This is a genomic window from Riemerella columbina, from assembly GCF_030517065.1.
GTDB lineage: Bacteria > Bacteroidota > Bacteroidia > Flavobacteriales > Weeksellaceae > Riemerella > Riemerella columbina_A.
This window is the reverse complement of record NZ_CP103950.1, coordinates 1702747-1727504: the sequence shown is the minus strand read 5'-3', so window position 1 is coordinate 1727504 and position 24758 is coordinate 1702747. Positions and strand designations below refer to the sequence as shown.

General features: G+C 43.6%; 15 protein-coding genes, 2 tRNA genes and 3 rRNA genes. All 20 read left to right on the top strand.

Annotation, left to right across the window (positions count from 1 at the left end; translation table 11 throughout):
• Positions 1-150 precede the first annotated feature (150 nt).
• Positions 151-2979 (top strand): SusC/RagA family TonB-linked outer membrane protein, encoded by a 2829-nt coding sequence (locus NYR17_RS08110; RefSeq protein ID WP_302505213.1) that lies wholly within the window; start codon positions 151-153, stop codon positions 2977-2979.
• A 24-nt stretch (positions 2980-3003) separates the two neighbouring features.
• Complete coding sequence (locus tag NYR17_RS08105) at positions 3004-4476, top strand: RagB/SusD family nutrient uptake outer membrane protein (protein WP_302505212.1); 1473 nt, start codon at positions 3004-3006, stop codon at positions 4474-4476.
• 20 nt (positions 4477-4496) lie between these two features.
• Positions 4497-5327, top strand: coding sequence for a LamG domain-containing protein (locus NYR17_RS08100; protein WP_302505211.1), 831 nt, complete (start codon positions 4497-4499; stop codon positions 5325-5327).
• A 3-nt stretch (positions 5328-5330) separates the two neighbouring features.
• The gene (locus NYR17_RS08095) at positions 5331-6695 is read left to right on the top strand and encodes a glucoamylase family protein (RefSeq protein WP_302505210.1); all 1365 of its coding nucleotides are present in this window, start codon (positions 5331-5333) and stop codon (positions 6693-6695) included.
• A gap of 58 nt (positions 6696-6753) precedes the next feature.
• On the top strand, positions 6754-7458 hold the full coding sequence (locus tag NYR17_RS08090) for a prolyl oligopeptidase family serine peptidase (RefSeq protein ID WP_302505209.1): 705 nt from the start codon (positions 6754-6756) through the stop codon (positions 7456-7458).
• 27 nt (positions 7459-7485) lie between these two features.
• Positions 7486-9816 (top strand): beta-glucosidase BglX, encoded by a 2331-nt coding sequence (gene bglX, locus NYR17_RS08085; RefSeq protein WP_302505208.1) that lies wholly within the window; start codon positions 7486-7488, stop codon positions 9814-9816.
• 85 nt (positions 9817-9901) lie between these two features.
• Positions 9902-10279 (top strand): glycine cleavage system protein GcvH, encoded by a 378-nt coding sequence (gcvH, locus tag NYR17_RS08080; RefSeq protein WP_302505207.1) that lies wholly within the window; start codon positions 9902-9904, stop codon positions 10277-10279.
• Positions 10266-10625 (top strand): VanZ family protein, encoded by a 360-nt coding sequence (locus NYR17_RS08075; protein WP_302505206.1) that lies wholly within the window; start codon positions 10266-10268, stop codon positions 10623-10625. Before gcvH ends, NYR17_RS08075 begins: the two co-directional genes overlap by 14 nt.
• 803 nt (positions 10626-11428) lie before the next feature.
• Positions 11429-12947, top strand: a 16S ribosomal RNA gene (locus NYR17_RS08070).
• A 128-nt stretch (positions 12948-13075) separates the two neighbouring features.
• Positions 13076-13149: transfer RNA gene (locus NYR17_RS08065), tRNA-Ile, on the top strand.
• Positions 13150-13164: 15 nt separating this feature from the next.
• A tRNA-Ala gene (locus NYR17_RS08060) sits at positions 13165-13238 on the top strand.
• A gap of 170 nt (positions 13239-13408) precedes the next feature.
• Positions 13409-16157: ribosomal RNA gene (locus tag NYR17_RS08055) — 23S ribosomal RNA — on the top strand.
• A gap of 148 nt (positions 16158-16305) precedes the next feature.
• Positions 16306-16413: ribosomal RNA gene (gene rrf, locus NYR17_RS08050) — 5S ribosomal RNA — on the top strand.
• The 16S, 23S and 5S rRNA genes sit together here with 2 tRNA genes alongside, the layout of an rRNA operon.
• Before the next feature lie 169 nt (positions 16414-16582).
• A complete protein-coding gene (locus NYR17_RS08045) occupies positions 16583-17584 on the top strand; it encodes an aminoglycoside phosphotransferase family protein (RefSeq protein WP_302505205.1) in 1002 nt (333 codons plus the stop codon).
• Between the two features lie 24 nt (positions 17585-17608).
• Complete coding sequence (scpA, locus tag NYR17_RS08040; RefSeq protein WP_302505204.1) at positions 17609-19738, top strand: methylmalonyl-CoA mutase; 2130 nt, start codon at positions 17609-17611, stop codon at positions 19736-19738.
• 151 nt (positions 19739-19889) lie between these two features.
• Entirely contained in the window at positions 19890-20879 is a 990-nt protein-coding gene (purM, locus tag NYR17_RS08035) for a phosphoribosylformylglycinamidine cyclo-ligase (protein WP_302505203.1), read from the top strand.
• A 67-nt stretch (positions 20880-20946) separates the two neighbouring features.
• Positions 20947-21519 (top strand): phosphoribosylglycinamide formyltransferase, encoded by a 573-nt coding sequence (gene purN, locus NYR17_RS08030; protein ID WP_302505202.1) that lies wholly within the window; start codon positions 20947-20949, stop codon positions 21517-21519.
• A 3-nt stretch (positions 21520-21522) separates the two neighbouring features.
• Positions 21523-21951 (top strand): DUF1810 domain-containing protein, encoded by a 429-nt coding sequence (locus tag NYR17_RS08025; RefSeq protein ID WP_302505201.1) that lies wholly within the window; start codon positions 21523-21525, stop codon positions 21949-21951.
• A 10-nt stretch (positions 21952-21961) separates the two neighbouring features.
• On the top strand, positions 21962-23473 hold the full coding sequence (gene purH, locus NYR17_RS08020; protein ID WP_302505200.1) for a bifunctional phosphoribosylaminoimidazolecarboxamide formyltransferase/IMP cyclohydrolase: 1512 nt from the start codon (positions 21962-21964) through the stop codon (positions 23471-23473).
• Between the two features lie 238 nt (positions 23474-23711).
• Positions 23712-24722 carry a phenylalanine--tRNA ligase subunit alpha gene (pheS, locus tag NYR17_RS08015; protein WP_302505199.1) on the top strand — a complete coding sequence of 337 codons (1011 nt, stop codon included), beginning with the start codon at positions 23712-23714 and terminating at the stop codon, positions 24720-24722.
• Positions 24723-24758 lie beyond the last annotated feature (36 nt).

The following is a 24758-nucleotide window of genomic DNA, read 5'->3' as shown; positions in this document are numbered from 1 at the left end:
TACTCTGTATATAGAGGCGATAAAATAGGCATCAGCGATAATTTTTTATACATCAGATTAAAAAATATTTATAACTTTGTTTTAACATTTTTTAACAAATAGAGGCTTCGGAAGTAGCCTATAATTAACTAAGATGAAAAATTGTAGCTTATGAAAAATACTGTTTTAACCAAAACTTGCCTTATTGCAGCCCTCTATTTGGGATATTCTGCGCAGGCACAGTCCACGCCGAAAAACGATACGGCTATAAAGGAAAAAAGATTAGAAGAAGTCGTTGTAATTGGTTACGGTACGGCTAAGAAAAGAGATTTAACGGGGTCTATTACCAAGGTAGATGGTCGGCAGATTGCGGATAAACCTGCCTCTAACCCGCTGAACTCCTTGCAGGGGAAAGTGTCGGGACTTTCGGTGGTCAATTCTGGAGCGCCAGGTTCCCAAGCCGATGTGAGGATTCGGGGGACGGTGACCATCAATGGTGTTAATCCTGTTTATATTGTAGATGGCGTGTTCACAACCAATATTGATTTCTTAAACCCTGCCGATATAGAGTCTATGGAGGTGCTCAAAGATCCTTCTTCCTTAGCGATTTTCGGGAGTAGAGGAGCGAATGGTGCCATCATCATCACGACTAAAAGAGGGAAAAAAGGCAGAACTACGGTCTCGCTTGCCTCATCTATTGGGGTGAAGAGCTTGGACAACAGACCTGATTTGACCAACGCCGAACAGTTTAAAACTTTGTATAATGAAGACCTCATCAACCAAGGTTTAGCGCCGTATACATTATTTAATATTTTTAATGCGGATACCAATTGGATAGACGAAATCAGAAACAAAGGAGCGCTCATCAGCCAGCATAATGTTTCGGTGGCGAATGGTACGGAGAATAACAAAGTCAGCTTCTCGGTGGGGTATCAACAAGAGGAAGGCTCCATTAAGTTTGAAGACTACACCCGCTTAACGATGCGTTTTAATGATGATTTGAGCCTTAGTTCTCGCCTTCGTATGGGTGTGGGCTTTACGGGGTCTTACATTAAAAATCCGCAGATTAGAAGTTTCGGTTCTTCGCTTAATGCCACGCCTGTGGTTAGCCCGATCAACCTGACTCCAGGGCAATATTACGGACTTTATAACTCGCTGCCGCAGGAGTTGGGAGCGGCACAGATTGCCAACCCTTTAGCATGGGTAGAGGGCGAGAGAAATACGCAGCTCAATCGAGATTTCCAGTTCAACCCCAATGTATATGTGGAGTTTGATTTTTGGAAACACTTCAACTTCCGCTCCAGCTATTTTGTGAATTACAGAAACAGCACAGGACGAAGCTATCAGCCTATTTTTGATATTTATGTGCCCGAAACCGACTCTACCACGCCATTTGCAGGAAGACAATTGCCAGTGGTTAGCCAGTTTGAAAACCGCACGCTACTCTTCCAACAAGATCAGCTCTTAACTTATAAGAATAAATTTGACCAGCACGATTTTACGGTGATGGCAGGTTTTGAAACCATTGATCAATCTTACCAAGGAATGTCAGGAAGCGCCAAGAGTAGCCTTTCCAATCCATTGGGGTTAATGCCGAACAACCCAAGATTTTGGTACCTCAATTCGGATTTTGTAGATCCAGAATCTAAAACCGTGAGCACCAGCCAAACCAAGAAAAGACAAATCTCTTACTTTGGGCGTTTGCTTTACAATTATGGTGGTAAATATTTGCTCAATGCTTCTATCAGACGCGATGGCTCATCGGCGCTGGCACCAGGCAACCGCTTTGATTGGTTCTGGTCGGTGGGTGGTGCTTGGGAGCTGACCAAAGAAAACTTCCTTAAAAATAATGCCACACTGAGTTATTTAAAACTCAAAGCCTCTTATGGTGATTTAGGAAACCAGTTCACGCCGTACAACTATTTCGGTTATCCAGTGTATGTGGCAGGCGGCACAGGGGTTTTTGGCAACAGCGTTTATCCCGCTTTGGTAAAGTCTTACGAAGAAGCCACCGATCTAAAATGGGAACATCTTAAATCATACGAAGTAGGATTTGAATCGATGTTTTTCAATAGAAAACTATCTTTTGATGCCACTTATTATAATAAGAGAACCCAGGATTTGCTCAATTTTGTAGATGGTAACCCAGATTATTTTATGAATGCAGGTTCTATTGAAGCCAAAGGTTTTGAATTTTCAGCCAGCTGGAAAGGGCGTATTGGGGAGAATTTCTCCTACAATCTTTCAGGAAACCTGACCACTACGCAAACCAAAGTTCTACAAACTTATGGCAATGGCGATTATAAAATCAATGGTGTTTCTATCTACCAACAGGGCTTGCCTGTGGGTGCGTTCTATGGCTATGTGGTGGATGGCGTTTATCAGACCAAAACCGATATTTTACTTTCGCCAACTTCAACCATTGGCACACCACAACCTGGGGACTTAAAATACAAAGACCTTAATGGCGATGGGCTGATTACTCCAGACGATAGAACCGTGATTGGAAATCCAACGCCAGACTTTACCTACGGCTTTAGCTTGGGTGCAGAGTACAAAGGGATTTTCCTCAACGCCGATTTCTACGGTGTTTATGGCAACGAAGTGTTCAGAAGTTGGGGCAATGGCAATAGCTTTGCACCGTTTAACTACCGTGCGGAGAGAATGGGCAGATGGACAGGCGCAGGCACTTCTAACTGGGAGCCTCGCAGCTATTCTGGAAATGCCTACAATCGTGAAAATTCTACCTATATGATAGAAGACGGCAGTTTCTTCAGAATCAGAAATGTGCAGGTGGGCTATAATTTTGATAGAGAATTCCTTTCACAATTTAAATTACAAGGGCTTAAGCTGTATGTCAACATTCAGAACCTAAAAACTTGGGATCATGTGAACGGCTTTACCCCAGAATTCGGAGGCTCAGCCACGCAGTTTGGTGTGAACAGTAGCGGTTATCCTAACCCAAGAATTACCAGCTTCGGTATCAATGCAACCTTTTAATCATCTAAAAAAAATAGAAACATTATGAAAAGTATATCCAAAATCATATTAACCAGTGCCCTCTCTGTGGCAGCGTTGGCATTCAATAGCTGTTCCGAAGATTGGTTAGATTTAAAACCAGAAGGCAGACCCGTAGGCGATGAAGTCAGTGTAGGCGGCTATGAAGCCCTCGCCTTCGGACTTTATTCCAGTTTGAGAACCCAAGGCGGCGTGAGTGATTTCACTTATGTATGGACGCACTGCATCCGTGCAGACGACAACGAAAAAGGAAGCACACCAGCAGATGCTGCAACCAACGGTGGCGTTTTTGACCACTTTGGCTATGTCGCCTCTAACGGTACCATCGCCAGCGATTGGAACGGTCACTATAAAATCATTTATGATTGTAACGAACTCATCAACGATGCCCACGAGAAAAATGAAACCTCGGCAGGGACTTTGGTAAACATTGCGGAAGCCAAGGCGATTAGAGCATTTTGTTATTTTGAACTCCGAAGAGATTTCGGCGAAGTGCCAATCAACCTTAAAACCATTGATGTTCCAGAAGATGAAATCGCACCAAAAAATACCATTGCTGAGGTAGATGCACAGATTGAAAAAGATTTGATAGAAGCCCGTGAAGACCTACCATTACAATGGAATTCCAGCTATACAGGGAGAGCCACCAAAGGGATGGTTAATGCGCTATTAGCGAAGTTGTATTTGTATCAAGGGCAGTGGACAAAGGCGTTAGAAACTTCGGAGCGTGTGATTACCTCAGGGATTTATCGCCTCAATCCATCGTATGATGCAGAATTTACCAAAGCGGGCAATAATTCGGTGGAATCTATATTTGAAATTCAGAAAAATTATGACAACGCGACCAAATACAGCAACAATTTTTATGAATGCCAAGGCGTGAGAGGTAGCGGCACTTGGGACTTAGGTTGGGGCTTTAATGTGCCTTCGCAAGGTCTGGTAGATGCCTACGAAACAGGAGATTTACGAAAACAAACCACCATATTAGTCTCTGGCGGACCAGATATTTATAACAGCCCAGGTCTCACTTTGCCTGCATCGCCACCGTTGGCACAGAAGTATTGGAACGGCAAGGCTTACACGCTTCCAGAGGAGAGAAACCACTATTCACAGAAGAAAAACCATTGGGAAAATATCAAAATCATCAGATATGCTGATGTCCTTCTGATAGCTGCCGAAGCCGCCAATGAGTTAGGGCAAACGGGTAAAGCGACAACTTACCTTAACCTTATCAGAACCCGTGCAGGCTTAGCCGCTACGACTGCCGTGAGTCAAACCGATCTGAGAACCGCCATCAAAAACGAACGCCGTGTAGAATTTGCGATGGAATTTGAGCGTTTTTACGATTTGGTACGCTGGGGCGATGCCTCTTCTGTGTTAGCACCACTCGGATATGTGGCTAAAAATCAATATTTTCCTATTCCACAGGTGGCGATTGATAAATCCCAAGGTGTACTTGTACAAAATCCAAATTATTAACCTTTTTAAGTGATAAAGTGATGAACAGAACAATAATAAAAACACTGAGCCTATGGGCTATTTTGGGCACGGTATGGTCTTGCCAAGATTTAGACCGCCCAGATTTAGGAGACTATCCGAAAGACGAAATTAACCTCCCAGATGGCGACCTCCGCTTTTTTGTCCCTTTTGACAAATCTTCTGATATTTTAAGATTTCAGTTTGCAGAAGAGCTGTCAGGGTATCCGGCTTTTACACCAGATAAATCCATAGAAAGCCAAGAGGGCATTAAGGAAAAAGCCTACAAAGGCTCGCTCAAGGGGTATTTAGAATACATATCGCCCAATGATTTTGCGGAAAAAGCCCAAAGTTTTACCGTGAGCTATTGGATGAAGCACGCCCCAACGACCACCAATGCTGAGTTCGTGTTTAGTATTCCCTCTTCCATTGAGCATTGGACGAAAAGCACAATGCTCCTGATGAACGAATCTTCTGCCCGAGGCATCGCTGTTAAGATGATTTTGGTGGATAAAGATAAAAGAGATACTTGGCTCACTTGGGAAGGCGCAAACGCTATCCCTGCCGATGGTTTTTTTGATGAAAAATGGCACCATTGTGCATTGGTGTATGATGCCGCTACTTCTGAGCTGACTTTCTACAAAGATGGCGTACAGATGGGCACGCCTAAAAAATGGGGCACGCACGGTGGCGTAGATATGGACGCTTCCAAAGTAACCCAATTCCGATTGGGTGGTCCTGCGGGGTCAGATGCTTGGATGAAGCCTTGGGGTGGCGGTTTAGACCAATTCCGACTTTATACTAAGGCATTGTCTTCGGCGGAAATTGCTCAACTTTATAATAATAAAGATTAAACGATGAAGAAGATATTGGTGTTTGGGGCTTGGCTTTTGTTGGCAGCGTGCAGCAGTCAGCAGAGTAGGGAGGCGGAAACGCCTAAGCCCCAGCCGCTATCTGATGAAGCCCTGATGGATGAGGTACAACGCCAAACGCTCAAATACTTTTGGGACTATGCGGAGCCTCATTCTATGCTCGCCAGAGAGCGCTATCACGAGGATCATATCTACCCAGAAAATGACCAAAATATCGTAACCACAGGCGGTTCTGGCTTTGGGATTGCCACGATATTGGTAGGCGTAGAGCGCGGTTTTGTGCCAAGGCAAGAGGCGGTGGAGCGTCTGCATAAAATGGCAGATTTTCTCTCCAAAGCAGACCGTTTCAAAGGGGCGTGGAGCCATTGGATTAACGGAGAAACAGGCAAAGTAAAGCCATTTTCGCCCAAAGATAACGGCGGCGATTTAGTGGAAACTTCGTTTCTGGCTGCCAGTCTCATTATGGTAAGGGAATATTTTAAAGAGGGTAATGCTTCCGAGCAAGCGTTAGCCCAAAAATGTGATGAACTTTGGAAAGGCATTCAGTGGAACGCTTATACCAAAGATGGCGAAAAAGTGCTGTATTGGCATTGGTCGCCAGACCACGAGTGGGCAATGAATTTTCCACTCAGAGGTTATAATGAAGCCTTGCTGACTTATATTTTGGCAGCTTCTTCGCCCACACATCCCATCGATAAAGAGACTTATTATCAAGGCTGGACTCGCAATGGCACTTACCTAACCACCCAAACGCAATATGGACTTCCGCTGTATGTGAAGCACAACGGCGCCGAGCAATACGGTGGTCCTTTATTTTGGGCACATTATTCTTATATCGGCTTAGACCCAAGGGGCTTATCAGACCGCTATATCGCCAATTATTTTGATTTGAATAGAAATCAAGTTCAGATAGATTATCAATATTGCTTAGAAAATCCGAAAAAATGGAAAGGCTATAGCCGCTATTATTGGGGGCTAACGGCGAGTTATTCTCGGAATGCCAACGGCTCCACAGGCTACGATGCACATTTTCCAAAGAATGACAAAGGCATCATCAGTCCTACAGCGGCATTGAGTAGTTTTCCATACACGCCCCAAGAGTCAATGGCGTTTTTGAGGTTTCTCTATACGCAAACGCCACAATTTATAGGTAGTGCAGGACCGTATGATGCCACTTCTTTGCATTATAATTGGTATACGCCGCGCTATTTGGCAATTGACCAAGGTACCATTGCCCCGATGATTGAGAACTATCGCACAGGATTGCTTTGGAAATTGATGATGAAAGCTCCAGAAATTCAGCAAGGATTAAAAAATTTAGAATTTCATTCCTCACAATACGGATTTTAAATGCAGGGGGAAAATCTTAAAAAACAAGGATAAAACCTCGCTCATAAAACGATAACAAATGAAAAAACTGATTTTATACTTTACGATAAGCCTTCTGTGCGGAGGTTGGACTTCTGCCCAAGAGAAAAAGTTGAAATACGAAGGCACAGCCAAGAGGAACATCGCCATTAACTATGTGCTGGACATTCCTAAGGAGGTAGCAAAGCCCTTTCCGCTCATCGTTTTTCTACACGGTGCAGGGGAGCGCGGTGATGATTTAGAGCGTGTGAAAGTCCACAGCCCTTTTACCTACCGCCATTTGATGAAAGAGCCTGTGGCAATCCTCGCGCCGCAGTGTCCGCAAGGCGAGTATTGGGATACCGAGGCGGTTTATGAACTTTTGAAAACCATCATCAGCCAATATCCAGTGGATCAAAACAGAATTTATCTAACTGGTTTGTCTATGGGCGGTTGGGGCACTTGGAAGTTAGCCGATGAACATCCTGAGCTTTTCGCTGCGATAGCCCCAGTTTGTGCGCCTATGCATCGTCCTGCCTTTTTTAACGCCTGCGAGCATTTCCGAGACACGCCTATTTGGCTATTCCATGGGGCTTTAGATGATGTGGTGCCCTTAGATGATAGCACGCGGATGTTCAAAAAACTTAAAAATTGTAATCCCAAAGTGCAATACACCATTTTTGAAAAAGACAACCACAACGCTTGGGACTCTACTTATAGTATGCCAACCCTCTACGAATGGATACTTTCTCAAAGAAAACCTTAATTTTAAACCTAAATTCAGAAATTCAAAATGAAAAAAATAAGCCTTATCGCCAGTTTATTATTAACAATGCCGATGCTCTCCGCACAAGAATGGGCAACACAACCAGTGCAAAATTACAGCCCTGCCCAGTACGAACAGAAAAGAGCCGCATTTATAGATCGCCTACTTTCAAAAATGACTGTGGAAGAAAAAATAGGGCAACTCAACCTGCCTACTTCTGGCGATTTTACCACAGGGCAAGCCCAAAGTTCAGATATTGCTAAAAAAATAGAGCAAGGTTTGGTGGGAGGCTTGTTCAATATTAAAGGTGCAGAAAAAATTAAAGCCGCCCAAAAAATTGCGGTTGAAAAGAGCCGCTTGGGCATTCCGTTGCTTTTTGGGATGGATATTATTCACGGCTACGAAACCACTTTCCCCATTCCGCTGGGCTTAGCCGCAAGTTGGGATATGGCATTGATTCAAAAATCGGCACAAATTGCCGCCAGAGAAGCCTCTTCAGATGGCATCAACTGGACTTTTTCTCCAATGGTAGATATTTCCCGAGAGCCACGCTGGGGCAGGGTTTCGGAAGGTTCTGGCGAAGATCCTTATTTGGGAAGTGAAATCGCAAAGGCAATGGTGTACGGTTATCAAGGCACCTCGCTGTCCTCGCCGCAGACCCTTTTGGCGTGTGTGAAACACTTTGCTCTCTATGGTGCGCCAGAGGCAGGCAAGGAATATAACACGGTGGATATGAGTCATATCCGAATGTTTAACGAATATTTTCCGCCGTACAAAGCCGCTGTAGATGCAGGCGTGGGCTCGGTGATGGCTTCCTTTAACGAGGTAGATGGCATCCCTGCAACAGGCAACCGCTGGCTGCAAACCGAGGTTTTACGCCATCAGTGGAAATTTAAAGGCTTCGTGGTGAGTGATTACACGGGTATCAATGAGATGATAGACCACGGTATGGGCGACTTGCAGCAAGTATCGGCGCTGGCACTCAATGCGGGTATTGATATGGATATGGTGGGCGAGGGCTTTATCAAAACTTTAAAAAAATCTTTGGAGGAAGGCAAAATTTCTCAACAAACTTTGGATAACGCAACCAGACGCATTTTGGAAGCCAAGTATGATTTAGGGTTGTTTGAAAATCCGTACCGCTATGGCGATGCAAAGTTGGCAGCAAAGGAAGTATTTTCGCCTCAAAATAGAGCGGAAGCCCGAAAAATTTCAGCCCAATCGATGGTGTTGCTCAAAAATGAAAATCAAGTTTTACCGATAAAATCGGCTTCTAAAATTGCTGTGATAGGTCCTTTGGTTAATAATGCCATCAATATGACAGGAACTTGGAGCGTAGGGGCAAAACACGAAAAATCGGTGTCCTTAGTACAAGGTTTGAAAAATAATTTAGGAAATTCGGCGCACATTCTTACCGCCAAAGGGGCTAATTTAGATGATAGCGAAAAGTTGGAAAACATCTACGCTGCCCACGGCAAAGTAACGGATAGAGACGCCCGAAGCAAAGAAACTTTATTGAAAGAAGCCGTGGAGATCGCTAATCAGTCGGATGTTATCATCTTGGGCATCGGCGAGTCGGCAGAGATGAGCGGCGAGTCATCTTCTCGTACGGAGATTACGGTGCCCGCCTCGCAGGTGGATTTGCTTAACGCTTTGAAGACCACGGGCAAGCCGATAGTGGTGGTTTTGTTCACAGGGCGACCGCTGGCTTTAACGAACATCAAAGATGCTCCAGAGGCTATTTTGAATGTGTGGTTCCCAGGAACGGAGGCTGGCAACGCTATTTATGATGTGCTTTTTGGCAAAGTCAATCCTTCGGGTAAGCTTCCGATGACTTTCCCACGGAGTTTGGGGCAGGTACCTATTTATTATAATCACAAAAATACGGGCAGACCTTTGAGCGATGAAAAAACCGACCGCTGCGAGTATGAACGCTTCCGAGCCAATTATATGGATGAGTGCAACACGCCGCTTTATCCGTTTGGTTACGGGCTTAGCTATACCGATTTTGAGTATTCAGATGTGATTTTATCGGCATCTCGTTTGAAGGGCAACCAGACTTTGAAAGCCTCTATCCAGCTTACCAACAAAGGAAATTATGATGGGGCAGAGGTGGTACAGCTTTATATTAGAGACTGGGTAGGCTCGGTAACGCGCCCTGTGAAAGAGCTGAAAGGCTTTCAGAAAATATTTCTTAAAAAAGGAGAAACCAAGGAAGTGAGTTTTAACATCACGCCAGAGCAACTCAAATTTTACAACAGCACCTTAAATTACGATTGGGAATCAGGTGATTTTGAGATTATGATAGGCACCGATGCCCATCATCTTAAAAAAGCAAAAGTCTATTGGGAGAAGTAATGGGAGAGGTTTTCTATTAAAAAATGAGAAAAAATTTTGTGCATTTGCAGAATTGCGCTAAATTTGAAAAAAATTAAATTAAAAAATGAATACACCAACAGAATTAAAGTACACTAAAGACCACGAGTGGGTAAAAGTAGAAGGGAATATTGCCACAGTGGGCATCACCGATTTTGCACAAAGCGAGTTGGGAGACATCGTTTTCGTAGATGTAGATACGGTGGATGATGACCTTTCGGCAGGCGAAGTTTTCGGTAGTGTAGAAGCTGTAAAAACAGTATCAGACCTTTATTTACCGCTTTCAGGAAAAGTGGTAGAGTTCAACCAAGTTTTAGAAGATGAGCCAGAGTTAGTTAATTCTGACCCTTATGGAAAAGGTTGGATTATTAAAATAGAATTAGCCGATGGCGCAGATGTGTCAGAACTCCTTTCTGCAGAAGATTATTTAAATGTTATTGGTTAATTCGCCAAAATTATTTCGTAAGATATTGCCCATTTATTGGGCATTTCTTACTTATATACTCCTCAGACCAACTTCTGGGGAGATCTTAGACCATTGGTTTATCTTTTCGGAGATAGATAAAATAGCCCATTTTCTTACATTCTTTTTATTGGGTGCTTTGCTTAGGCTGGCATATCCGAGCCAAAAATTTTCCCGCTACATTATGATTATTCTAATCTATGGGCTACTAACCGAAATTCTACAAGATGAATTGGCGTTCGGTAGAACCTTAGATGCGTTAGATTTATTAGCCGATACCTTGGGTGGTGGCTTAGCTTACTATATAATATATAAGTTGAAAAAATAATTCCCTGTTTTTCTTTAATATTCTTGAAGGAACAAAAAAAATACCACAGGCTAAATTTTAAGTAAAGTTGATTTGCGATACTATATATAATAGTATGGTGTTTGGCTCGTACCTATTATATAATAGTATAAAATTGATGTCACTTAATTTTGTCCATATATTAAAGAGAATAAAAAACCACACATATACTATATATATGTGTATACTTATAGTATATATAGTACATCAGACAATCCCGTATTTTATATTTCAGGGGGAGTATAAAATTTTTAGCATTGATTAACAGGGTGTTAGTAATAATAGGGTAAAAAAAGGTGTAAAAAGATTTGGAGGATTGAGGAGTAAGGGGTATTTTTGCACCCTCATTACGAGAGAGTAGAGCGGTATTGAATTTAAGGAAATATTTTTTAAAAAAAGATTAAAAAATATTTTGTCATATCAGAAATAAGTTTTACTTTTGCACTCGCAAATCAGAGATGGTGAGCGGCGAAAGAGAACGAAAGGTAAGATAAAAATTTTTTACAAAAAATTTGGTAGTTAAAAAATAAGTTGTATCTTTGCAGTCCGAATTCAAAAACGGAGCGCAAGAGAAGCTTAAAAGATTACTGAAAAAAATATTAAAAAATATTTTGTCATTTCAAAAATAAGTTTTACTTTTGCACTCGCAAATCGGACGAAGTTTCTGAGAGGGGCTTAGGAAGGTGAGCGAGAGAAGAATAGAGAACATTGAATTAAGATATAACAACCAAGTAAGGATAAAAACCAAAGCGTAACAAAAACTTTGAGTGAGACGGGAAAAACATACAATGGAGAGTTTGATCCTGGCTCAGGATGAACGCTAGCGGGAGGCCTAACACATGCAAGCCGAGCGGTAGAGAGTAGCTTGCTACTCTTGAGAGCGGCGTACGGGTGCGTAACACGTGTGCAACCTGCCTTTATCTGGAGGATAGCCTTCCGAAAGGAAGATTAATACTCCATAATATATTGAATGGCATCATTTAATATTGAAAACTCCGGTGGATAAAGATGGGCACGCGCAAGATTAGATAGTTGGTGAGGTAACGGCTCACCAAGTCAATGATCTTTAGGGGCCTGAGAGGGTGATCCCCCACACTGGTACTGAGACACGGACCAGACTCCTACGGGAGGCAGCAGTGAGGAATATTGGACAATGGGTGAGAGCCTGATCCAGCCATCCCGCGTGAAGGACGACGGACCTATGGTTTGTAAACTTCTTTTGTATAGGGATAAACCTACCCTCGTGAGGGTAGCTGAAGGTACTATACGAATAAGCACCGGCTAACTCCGTGCCAGCAGCCGCGGTAATACGGAGGGTGCAAGCGTTATCCGGATTTATTGGGTTTAAAGGGTCCGTAGGCGGGCTCGTAAGTCAGTGGTGAAAGCCTGCAGCTTAACTGTAGAACTGCCATTGATACTGCGAGTCTTGAGTATAGTTGAGGTAGCTGGAATGAGTAGTGTAGCGGTGAAATGCATAGATATTACTCAGAACACCAATTGCGAAGGCAGGTTACCAAGTTATAACTGACGCTGAGGGACGAAAGCGTGGGGAGCGAACAGGATTAGATACCCTGGTAGTCCACGCCGTAAACGATGCTAACTCGTTTTTGGGCTATTATAGTTCAGAGACCAAGCGAAAGTGATAAGTTAGCCGCCTGGGGAGTACGACCGCAAGGTTGAAACTCAAAGGAATTGACGGGGGCCCGCACAAGCGGTGGATCATGTGGTTTAATTCGATGATACGCGAGGAACCTTACCAAGGCTTAAATGGGAATTGACAGATTTAGAAATAGATCCTTCTTCGGACAATTTTCAAGGTGCTGCATGGTTGTCGTCAGCTCGTGCCGTGAGGTGTTAGGTTAAGTCCTGCAACGAGCGCAACCCCTGTCACTAGTTGCCATCATTCAGTTGGGGACTCTAGTGAGACTGCCTACGCAAGTAGAGAGGAAGGTGGGGATGACGTCAAATCATCACGGCCCTTACGCCTTGGGCCACACACGTGATACAATGGCCGGTACAGAGGGCAGCTACACTGCGAAGTGATGCGAATCTCGAAAGCCGGTCTCAGTTCGGATTGGAGTCTGCAACTCGACTCTATGAAGCTGGAATCGCTAGTAATCGCGCATCAGCCATGGCGCGGTGAATACGTTCCCGGGCCTTGTACACACCGCCCGTCAAGCCATGGAAGCTGGGGGTACCTGAAGTCGGTGACCGTAAAAGGAGCTGCCTAGGGTAAAACTAGTAACTAGGGCTAAGTCGTAACAAGGTAGCCGTACCGGAAGGTGCGGCTGGAACATCTCATTTTAGAGACTCATTTGGAGTATAAACAAAAACAAGAGTACTTACTTAAAGTAAGCTTTGGTTTTTTACTGGTTGGTTGTAATATTAAAAATATAACCCCTAAAGATTAGTATAAAGGGAAGAGATTACAGAGTCTCGTAGCTCAGCTGGTTAGAGCGCTACACTGATAATGTAGAGGTCGGCAGTTCGAGCCTGCCCGAGACTACTAATTGAAAGAGAGGGGGAATTAGCTCAGCTGGCTAGAGCGCCTGCCTTGCACGCAGGAGGTCAAGGGTTCGACTCCCTTATTCTCCACAATAGATTAGACTATTGGAAGACTTTATAGTAAAGAAATGAGAGCCATTTCGTTTAAAGGAAAGCAATAGAGACTAATCAAGACTAAAGAACATTGACATTAACGGTAAAAAGACATCACAAAGAGAAAACCGAGCACTTATAAGTGCTTGAGTAACCAATAAATTAGGAAAGAAATCGTTAAGGGCGTATGGCGGATGCCTAGGCTTTCAGAGGCGACGAAGGACGTGGTAAGCTGCGAAAAGCTACGGGGATTGGCACACACGAATTGATCCGTAGATATCCGAATGGGGCAACCCGGCAGGTTGAAGGCCTGTCACCTCGCAAGAGGAGCAAACCCGGAGAACTGAAACATCTAAGTACCCGGAGGAAAAGAAATCGAAGAGATTCCGTAAGTAGTGGCGAGCGAAAGCGGATTAGCCCAAAAGTTTATATATGTTTAATAGAATGTTTTGGAAAGAACAGCCATAGAAGGTGAAAGCCCTGTATATGAAAGGCATATTTAGATGATACAAGAGTAGGGCGGGACACGTGAAATCCTGTCTGAATATGGGGGGACCATCCTCCAAGGCTAAATACTCCTGAAAGACCGATAGTGAACAAGTACTGTGAAGGAAAGGTGAAAAGCACTTCGAATAGAAGGGTGAAAGAGAACCTGAAACCGTACGCCTACAAGCGGTCGGAGCAGCGTTATAGTTGTGACGGCGTGCCTTTTGCATAATGAGCCTACGAGTTAATTTTACTAGCGAGGTTAAGGACTTCAGGTCCGGAGCCGGAGCGAAAGCGAGTCTGAATAGGGCGAATAGTTAGTAGGATTAGACGCGAAACCTTGTGATCTACCCATGGGCAGGTTGAAGCTTTGGTAACACAAAGTGGAGGACCGAACCGGTTGACGTTGAAAAGTCTTCGGATGACCTGTGGGTAGGGGTGAAAGGCCAATCAAACTGGGAGATAGCTCGTACTCTCCGAAATGCATTTAGGTGCAGCGTCGATGTTAAGTTTATTAGAGGTAGAGCTACTGATTGGATGCGGGGGTTTCACCGCCTACCAATTCCTGACAAACTCCGAATGCTAATAAATGTTCGTCGGCAGTGAGGGCATGGGTGCTAAGGTCCATGTCCGAGAGGGAAAGAACCCGGACCACCAGCTAAGGTCCCTAAATCTATACTAAGTTGAAAGAACGCGGTTGAACTGCATTGACAGCTAGGATGTTGGCTTGGAAGCAGCCATTCATTTAAAGAGTGCGTAACAGCTCACTAGTCGAGCGGTTCGGCATGGATAATAATCGGGCATAAGTATAGTACCGAAGCTATGGGATGTATTAATACATCGGTAGGAGAGCATTCTATCGGCGCAGAAGCAGTATCGCGAGGTATTGTGGAGCTTATAGAAAAGAAAATGTAGGCATAAGTAACGATAAAGGGGCGAGAAACCCCTCACCGAAAGACTAAGGTTTCCTCAGCCATGCTAATCAGCTGAGGGTTAGTCGGGACCTAACGCGCACCCGAAAGGGGAAGTGGATGGACAATGGGTTAATATTCCCATACTTGCTCACACTAAAAAGGGGACGGAGCGCCGTACTTACTGAAGACTGACGGAATAGTTGAGACCTAGCCTACGGGCGAAGTTGTTGTAGGGAAAGCGCTTCCAAGAAAAGCCGAAGTGAAGCAACCCGTACCAAAACCGACACAGGTAGTCGAGGAGAGAATCCTAAGGTGCTCGAGTGAGTCGTGGCTAAGGAACTAGGCAAAATAGTCTCGTAACTTCGGAAGAAGAGACGCCTCCCTCCGGGGAGGCCGCAGTGAAGAGGCCCAGGCGACTGTTTATCAAAAACACAGGACTCTGCTAAATCGAAAGATGCTGTATAGGGTCTGACACCTGCCCGGTGCTGGAAGGTTAAGGAAGGTGCTTAGCGTAAGCGAAGGCATTAACTGAAGCCCCAGTAAACGGCGGCCGTAACTATAACGGTCCTAAGGTAGCGAAATTCCTTGTCGGGTAAGTTCCGACCTGCACGAATGGTGTAACGATCTGGGCACTGTCTCAGCCACGAGCTCGGTGAAATTGTAGTATCGGTGAAGATGCCGATTACCCGCAATGGGACGAAAAGACCCTGTGAACCTTTACTATAACTTCGTATTGACTTTGAGTAAACAATGTGTAGGATAGGTGGGAGGCTATGAATCTGGCACGCTAGTGTTGGTGGAGCCGTTGTTGAAATACCACCCTTTGTTTACTTAGAGCCTAACTCGGAAACGAGGACATTGCGTGGTGGGTAGTTTGACTGGGGTGGTCGCCTCCAAAAGAGTAACGGAGGCTTTCAAAGGTACCCTCAGCACGCTTGGTAACCGTGCGTAGAGTGTAATGGCATAAGGGTGCTTGACTGTGAGACCTACAAGTCGATCAGGTGCGAAAGCAGGACATAGTGATCCGGTGGTTCCGTATGGAAGGGCCATCGCTCATAGGATAAAAGGTACTCCGGGGATAACAGGCTAGTCTCCCCCAAGAGCTCACATCGACGGGGAGGTTCGGCACCTCGATGTCGGCTCGTCACATCCTGGGGCTGGAGAAGGTCCCAAGGGTTGGGCTGTTCGCCCATTAAAGTGGCACGCGAGCTGGGTTCAGAACGTCGTGAGACAGTTCGGTCTCTATCTATTGCGGGCGTTAGATGTTTGAGAGGGCTTGATTCTAGTACGAGAGGACCGAATTGAACAAACCTCTGGTGTATCTGTTGTGCCGCCAGGCGCACCGCAGAGTAGCTATGTTTGGTAAGGATAAGCACTGAAGGCATATAAGTGCGAAACCTGCCTCAAGATGAGACATCTTTTAAGGGTCGTGGGAGATGACCACGTTGATAGGCTATAGGTGTAAAGCTGGTAACAGCATAGCCGAGTAGTACTAATTACCCGTAGATTTATAGCCTAATAGGTTAATAAAACCAAGCCTTATAAGTGCAATCAAGGTTTTGCCTTTGTGATGTTAATTACCGATAATTTATGCTACTTGAATCAAGATAGCATAAAAATATAAAACTACCATTTGCTTCATAGGAGCAAATAGGAACCAACTTTAGGGTGGTTTTAGCGGTGGGGCTCACCTGTTCCCATTCCGAACACAGAAGTTAAGCCCACCAGCGCCGATGGTACTACGAAAGTGGGAGAGTAGGTCGCCGCCAGTTTTTATTTTTGTTAAAAGCCGTGTACATACCAGTACACGGCTTTTTTGTTTATATTTGTGTGTGTTACGCGCGGAAACACTGAATAGAGCATCATAAGATGATGAGAGACAGAGGAGAAATCATCATTTAAAAAAGGCTTCGTTTTCTTTTATTTCATTATATTTGTGCTATGAGAGAAGAAACTGCCCAACATTTTTTTGAAAGTCATTTTAAATCTAAGGTTCAAAACTGGTTAAAACTCCCCGCCAGTGGCTCTTCACGGGTTAATTTTGTAGCCACGAGTGAGAGTGGCGAAAAGTATATTGTAACCTCCAACCAAAACAGGTTAGAGAACGAAGCTTTTATTTATTTCTCTCAGATTTTTTCAAATTTAAATCTCAATACCCCTGAAATTATTGCAATTTCAGATGATGACTTGTCTTATATCCAAACCTATTTAGGACAACAAACCCTATCTGAAATTATCGCAGAAGAAGGTGAATCTTCCCGAGTGAAAGCCTTGGTTAAGCAAACTTTGTATCAACTTTATCAACTTCAAACAAAAACGAAAGGTAAAATAGATTATTCTAAAACTTTTGAATACGAAGCCTATAATGAATTTCCGATTACGAATGATTTTTATTATTTTAAAAATTTTGTAGCTGATGTTTTAGAGTTGCATTATCATAAATATAAATTGCTCAAAGAGTTTAAAACGCTTACAGAGAAAATTGAAAGTTTGCAGCCTAAGGGATTGATGATTCGTGATTTTCAAGCCAGAAATATTATGGTCAATGATGAAAACCAAGTGTTTTTTATAGACTACCAAGCGGCAATGCAAGGCCCTTTGATGTACGATGTCATTTCATTTTTATACCAAGCCAAAGCCAACTTTTCAACTGATTTTAAGAATGAAATGCTTGATTATTATTACGCTTTGTTTGAAGATGAAAAACAAGTTGCACAGTTGAAGGAAAGCCTGCCTTACTTACAATTGATTCGTTTTTTACAAGTTTTGGGTGCTTATGGTTTTAGAGGGCTCATTCAGCGGAAACCTCATTTTTTAGAGAGTTTACCGAAAGGCATAGACAACCTCTATCAATTTTCCAAAACTTGGAGTGAAATACAAAATTATCCAGAACTTAATCAATTGATATTACAATTAAAGCAATACGATATTGCCAATTTATAAAAAATACCGTTAAAAATATAAACTATGCGTTTCCCCATTCTTGATGTATCGCCCGATTTTTCTCAATTGTCTTTTGAACTTTCTGAACCCAATTATACATTTCAAAAAGATGGGCTGGAGCTTAAGACAAGATATACCAAAACCGAAGCCCAACCGATTATAGCCCAAGGTTATTCTGCGGGGATTGCGCCTTATTTGCGTGGGCCTTATACCACTATGTATGTTCAAAAACCGTGGACTATTCGGCAGTATGCGGGATTTTCTACCGCTGAGGAATCCAATGCTTTTTACCGCCGAAATTTGGCAGCAGGGCAAAAAGGACTTTCCATAGCGTTTGATTTGGCGACCCACCGAGGCTATGATTCTGACCACCCTCGTGTGGTGGGCGATGTCGGTAAAGCAGGAGTAGCCATTGATTCTGTGGAAGATATGAAAATTTTGTTTCAAGATATTCCTTTGGAGCAAATCTCGGTTTCTATGACGATGAACGGTGCGGTGTTGCCTATTTTGGCTTTTTATATTGTGGCGGCGGAGGAACAAGGCGTGGCGCAGCATCAGCTTTCTGGTACCATACAAAATGACATTCTCAAAGAATTTATGGTGAGGAATACTTATATCTATCCACCTACGCCATCAATGAAAATTATTGCAGATATTTTTGAATATACATCAAAAAATATCCCTAAATTTAATTCAATCTCTATTTCTGGGTATCATATGCAGGAGGCTGGGGCTACTCCAGTTTTGGAGATGGCTTACACTTTGGCAGATGGCTTAGAATATGTGCGAACAGGCATAAAGGCAGGGATGAACATTGATGATTTTGCACCGCGTTTGTCCTTTTTTTGGGCGATAGGGATGAATCATTTTATGGAAATTGCCAAAATGAGAGCTGCCCGTTATATTTGGGCACAGCTGTTGGCGCCTTTCCATCCTAAAAATCCTAAATCCTTGGCATTGCGCACCCACTCGCAGACTTCGGGCTGGTCTTTAACCGAGCAAGAGCCGTTCAATAATATCACGAGAACTGCCATTGAAGCCTTGGCTTCGGCATTAGGCGGCACCCAATCTTTGCACACCAATGCCTTGGACGAAGCCATTGCACTCCCCACCGATTATTCGGCGAAAATTGCCCGAAATACCCAAATTATCCTCCAACAAGAAAGCGGTATTTGCGATGTGGTGGATCCTATGGGCGGCAGTTATTTGGTGGAAGCGCTTACCCAGCAAATGATTACCGAAGCGATGAAATTCATCGATGAAGTAGAAGCCGAAGGCGGTATGACCAAAGCCATAGAGGCAGGCATTCCCAAAATGAGAATTGAGGAAGCGGCAGCCATCAAACAAGCCAAAATAGACAGTGGCGAGGAGTTTATTATCGGCGTTAATGCCTTTAAATCTCAACTCAAACAACCAGATTTTGAAATTTTAGATATTGATAATACCGAGGTTCGGCGGAAACAAATAGAGCGGCTTAACCAACTCAAAGCGGAGAGAAATCCTGAAGCGGTAGCGGCTATTTTAGAGGAAATAAAGGCGTGTGCAGCCTCTGGAGAAGGCAATTTATTGGCGCTTTGTATAGAGGCGGCACGGCGGCGCGTGACTTTGGGCGAGATGAGTGATGCTATGGAAACCTCGTTCGGAAGATATAAAGCGAATATTAAAACCATACAAGGCGTTTATGCGATGAATGCAACAAAAAATCAATATTTTGACAAAGCCGTGGCTTTAGCCCAGCAGTTTGAAGATGAAGAAGGGCGCCGCCCAAGAATGATGGTGGCAAAGATGGGACAAGATGGACACGACCGTGGCGCTAAGGTGGTGGCAACAGCATTTGCAGATATGGGCTTTGATGTAGATGTGGCGCCGCTATTCCAAACGCCAGAAGAGGTGGCTAAGCAGGCGGTGGAAAATGATGTCCATATTTTAGGCATTTCCTCTTTGGCAGCAGGGCACAAAACCTTGGTGCCGCAGGTGGTGGAAGAGCTCAAAAAAATGGGTGCAGAAGACATTACCATCGTGGTGGGCGGCGTGATTCCTCAGCAGGATTATGACTTTCTGTATGCCAATGGCGCAGACCATATTTTTGGACCAGGGACCAACCTTCCAGAGTGTGCGTGCGAGGTTTTAGAGAAAAGACTCAACCTTAAATAAAGCCATACCAATAGGATTTAAAGGATTAAATCGGTGAGGATAGAATATTTAAAAATGCCTCAAAACCCTTTATTTGAGGTGGATAGAGTGCCATTGAATTTCTTAAAAAAATATATTATATTTGTGGCAATAAACATCCTAATAAATCCTAATGAATAATACTTATAAATCTGCAGGCGTAGATAAAGAAGAAGGCTACAAAACCGTCGATAAGATTAAAAAAGCCGTTAGCGAGACCCATAACGAGAATGTACTCAATGGCATTGGTAGTTTTGGGGCTTTTTATCAAATAGCGGGCTACAAAAATCCTGTTTTGGTTTCAGGGACCGATGGTGTGGGCACCAAATTAAAAATCGCAATTGACACTCAGAAGTTTGATACCATCGGGATTGATTGCTTTGCGATGTGTGCCAATGATATCCTTTGCCACGGGGCTAAGCCGCTTTTCTTCTTAGACTATTTGGCGTGCGGAAAGTTGGATTCTGATGTGGCTGCCACCATTGTTTTAGGCATCACCGAGGCTTGTAAAGACAACGAATGCGCTTTGATTGGCGGCGAAACGGCAGAGATGCCAGGGATGTACCAACCAGGTGATTATGATGTGGCTGGCTTTTGTGTGGGCATCGTGGAAAAAGATGAAATTATCGATGGTTCCAAGATTAAAAAAGGTGATAAAATCATTGCGTTGCCAAGTTCAGGCTTCCACTCCAATGGCTTTTCTTTGGTCAGAAAAATATTCCCAGATTTTAATGCCGAGTTTGAAGGTCGCCCGCTTTACGAAACTTTGCTCATCCCAACTCAACTCTATTACCGAGATATTTTTAAATTGAAAAAAGAAGTGGAGATTTCAGGCATTGCCCATATTACAGGCGGCGGCTTGATAGAGAATGTGCCACGGATTATTCCAGATGGACTATGTGCGCAGATTGATGCGGCTCAAATTAAAATCCCAAGCATTATGCTGGAATGCGAGAAACGAGGCAACATAAGCCGTGATGAGATGTTTGGCACCTTTAATATGGGCGTAGGTATGGTAGTGATTGTTGATGAAAGCCAAGTGGCACAAACTTTGGACCTCCTCCCAGAAGCGTATGAAATCGGTACGGTGACAGAAGATTCAGAAAAAATAAAACTCGTTTAAACCATCATCAATAGCCTTTTGATATTCAAAAAATATTAAAAATAAAGGCTTTACCATCTTTGAGATTATGAAAAAAATAGTGGTTCTTGTATCGGGTTCAGGGAGTAATTTAGAGCGAATTATAGAAAGTCTGGCAGCCAATGAAATCCAAAATGCCCAGATAGAAATGGTCATTGCGGATCGAGATTGCTATGGACTTACCAGAGCGCAAAATCACGGTATAGCGCAACAAAGGGTTCCAAGAGGAAAGGCGTTTTCGCAACGGTTGGCAGCGGTGTTGCCACCAGATGTGGATTTAATCGTTTTGGCGGGCTTTCTCTCTATTATCAGTGCGGATTTGGCACAGCAATATGCGGGAAAAATCATCAATATTCATCCTTCTTTGCTGCCTAAATTTGGAGGCAAAGGTATGTGGGGGCACCATGTTCACGAAGCCGCGTTAGCCGCAGGCGAGACCGAAAGCGGTGCAACGGTTCATTATGTCACAGCAGGCATTGATGAAGGCGAAATCATCCTCCAACAGAAAGTAAAAATCACCACTGAGGATACGCCAGAAACTTTGGCTCATAAAGTCCATCAGGTGGAATATCAAATTTTGCCACAAGCCATCAACCAAGTTTTAAACGGAACTCAGAAATAAAAAATGATGGAAAATCGCAGGCTGGATCGTTTTATAGAAGCACAAAAAAAAGCGTACCCTATCGCCTTAGCCGAAATTCAGAATGGTAAAAAAATGAGCCACTGGATGTGGTATATCTTCCCGCAAATCAAAGGTTTAGGCTATAGCGAAACCTCGATATATTACGCCATTGCCGATAAGACAGAAGCCCAAGATTACCTCCAGCATCCTATATTAGGTACGCGGTTAAAGGAAATTTTTCAAGCGTTACTCACTCATAGAGGCACGCCAATCCACCAAATTTTAGGCGGTGATGCGGTTAAACTAAAATCTTCCGCTACACTTTTTCATACCATTTCTGGAGAGGTAGAAACCGTATTTTCAGAAGTTTTAGCCACCTTTTTTAATCATCAACAAGATGAGAAAACATTAACAATTTTAAATTCTATATAAAAAATAAACAATGAAAAGAGCACTTATTTCTGTATCGGACAAAACAGGACTCACCGAATTTGCCACCTTTTTGGAGGCTCAGAACTACCAACTGATTTCCACTGGCGGCACTTTCAAACATTTAAAAGAAGCGGGCTTATCGCCCATTTCCATTGATGAAGTAACGGCATTTCCAGAAATGTTAGACGGCAGGGTTAAAACCTTGCACCCCAAAGTTCACGGGGGATTGTTGGCGGTGCGCACCAATGAGGAGCATATGGAGACCGTAAAAGCCCACCAGATAGACCTTATCGATATGGTGGTGGTTAATCTGTATCCGTTTTTTGAGAATGCTAAAGCGGAACTATCTTTGGCAGAAAAAGTGGAGTTTATAGACATTGGCGGGCCTTCTATGTTGCGCTCTGCCGCTAAGAACTTTAGCGCCGTTACTGTGATTACCGATGTTACCGATTACGCCAAAGTACAGGCTGAAATAGCACAATATGGCGATACCCAAGAGGCAACCAGAAAAACTCTGGCAGGAAAAGTGTTCAACCTCACTTCCGCTTATGATGCGGCGATTGCTCAGTTGCTGTTAGATGAAGAATATCCGAAATACCTCAATGCCTCTTATCAGAAGGTGGCAGATTTAAGGTATGGCGAAAATCCGCACCAGTCGGCGGCGTATTATGTGTCTACCGTAGAAAATGGCGCAATGAAAGATTTTGAGCAATTGGGAGGTAAAGAGTTATCCTTCAATAACCTACGGGATATGGATTTATGCTGGAAAGTGGTCAAGGAGTTTAAAAACGAATTGGCGTGCTGTGCCGTTAAACATTCCACACCTTGTGGCGTAGCGATAGGGAAAACGCCTTTGGAAACTTACCAAAACGCCTTTGCCTGCGACCCGATTTCCATTTTTGGAGGCATCGTGGCGGTTAATTATAAAGTAGACCGAGCCACTGCGGAAGAGCTCAACAAAACTTTCTTAGAAATAGTAATGGCGCCAGATTTTGATGAAGAAGCGTTGGCAGTGCTTGGACAAAAGAAAAATTTGAGGATTATCAAAATTAAAAACCCCGTGGCAGACCAGCAAGTTTGGGTGAAGATAGATGGCGGTATGTTGGTGCAAAATGCAGATAATCAATTCTCTGAAGACATCAGAGTGGTAACCGAGACGCAGCCTACCGAGGCACAGCGCGAAGCTTTGCTCTTTGCACAGCGGGTGGTTAAGTATGTGAAATCCAATGCTATTGTGGTGAGCAATGGGACTCAGGCGCTGGGTATTGGCGGCGGTCAGGTCAATCGGATTTGGGCAACGCAGCAAGCTATAGAAAGAGCCCAAGCGAAATTTAGCGGCGATTTGGTGTTGGCATCAGATGCTTTTTTTCCTTTCCGAGATGTGGTGGACACTTGTGCAGAAGCGGGAATCCGCGCTATTATCCAGCCTGGAGGCAGTATGAGAGATGAAGAAAGCATCCAAGCGGCGAACGAGCACCATATCCCGATGCTGTTTACAGGAATGAGACATTTTTTCCATTAAAAATAAATTATACTCCAATTAAAGTAAGGGTGCGGATAGAAATTTTCTGTTCGCACCCTTATTTTTTATCATGTTTATTTTTATATTTTTTCTTTGTAAATCAGTGGGTTATATGGTTTTGGGTTGATGTGATACAAGCGCGTTCACTTTACAACCAGCGTACCGAGTGTAATCTCTGCCGTTTTGCTTTTCATTTTAGAGCGGAAAACCTTATTTTTGCACCAAATATAGTTTTAAAATGTTAGAAAACATTGAGTCTTATTTAGCAGAAGTCGCAGCGTTTGAGTCTGCCAACCCTGAAGAAATAGAGCAATTTAGAATAAAATTTAACGGTAAAAAGGGGATTTTAAACGCCATTTTTGAGGCTTTTAAACAAGTCCCTAACGACCAAAAGAAAGTCTACGGACAGAAAATCAACAGCTTAAAACAAGCGGTTGCCGAAAAATTAGACAGCCTAAAAACCGAGAATGCAGCCATTGTGGCGGTCAGCAGAGAAGACCTTACCCGCCCAGGTTATCCACTGGAACTTGGCACGCGCCATCCCATCAATTTGGTGAAGAATAAGATTATAGACATCTTTAAATCCATTGGTTTTGCGGTGGCAGATGGTCCAGAGATTGAGGACGATTGGCATAACTTTACCGCCCTTAACCTTCCAGAATACCACCCTGCCCGAGATATGCAGGATACTTTCTTTATCGAGCAAAACCCTGATGTTTTACTCAGAACGCACACTTCATCTGTGCAGATTCGGTATATGGAAAACAATGAACCTCCGATGCGAATTTTGTCCCCAGGGCGCGTTTTCAGAAATGAAGCCATCTCCTCGCGGTCACATTGTATTTTCCATCAGATAGAGGGTTTGTATATAGATGCAGGCGTGAGTTTTGCGGATTTAAAACAGACCATTCAGTATTTCACTAAGGAATTATTTGGAAAGTCTAAAATACGGATGCGTCCGTCGTATTTCCCATTTACAGAGCCCAGCGCAGAGGTGGATGTTTATTGGGGACTCAACTCAGAAACCGATTACCGTATTACCAAAGGAACGGGTTGGTTAGAGATTATGGGCTGCGGTATGGTAGACCCTGCGGTGCTCAAGAATGTAGATATTAACCCTGATAAATACAACGGCTACGCCTTTGGAATGGGCATAGAGCGCATTGTGATGCTCCTTTATCAAATGAGCGATATCCGTATGTTTTTTGAAAACGATATCCGAATGCTGGAACAATTTAAGGCATTATAACCCCCTGAAAAACAAAAAGAGAAGATACATTAAATA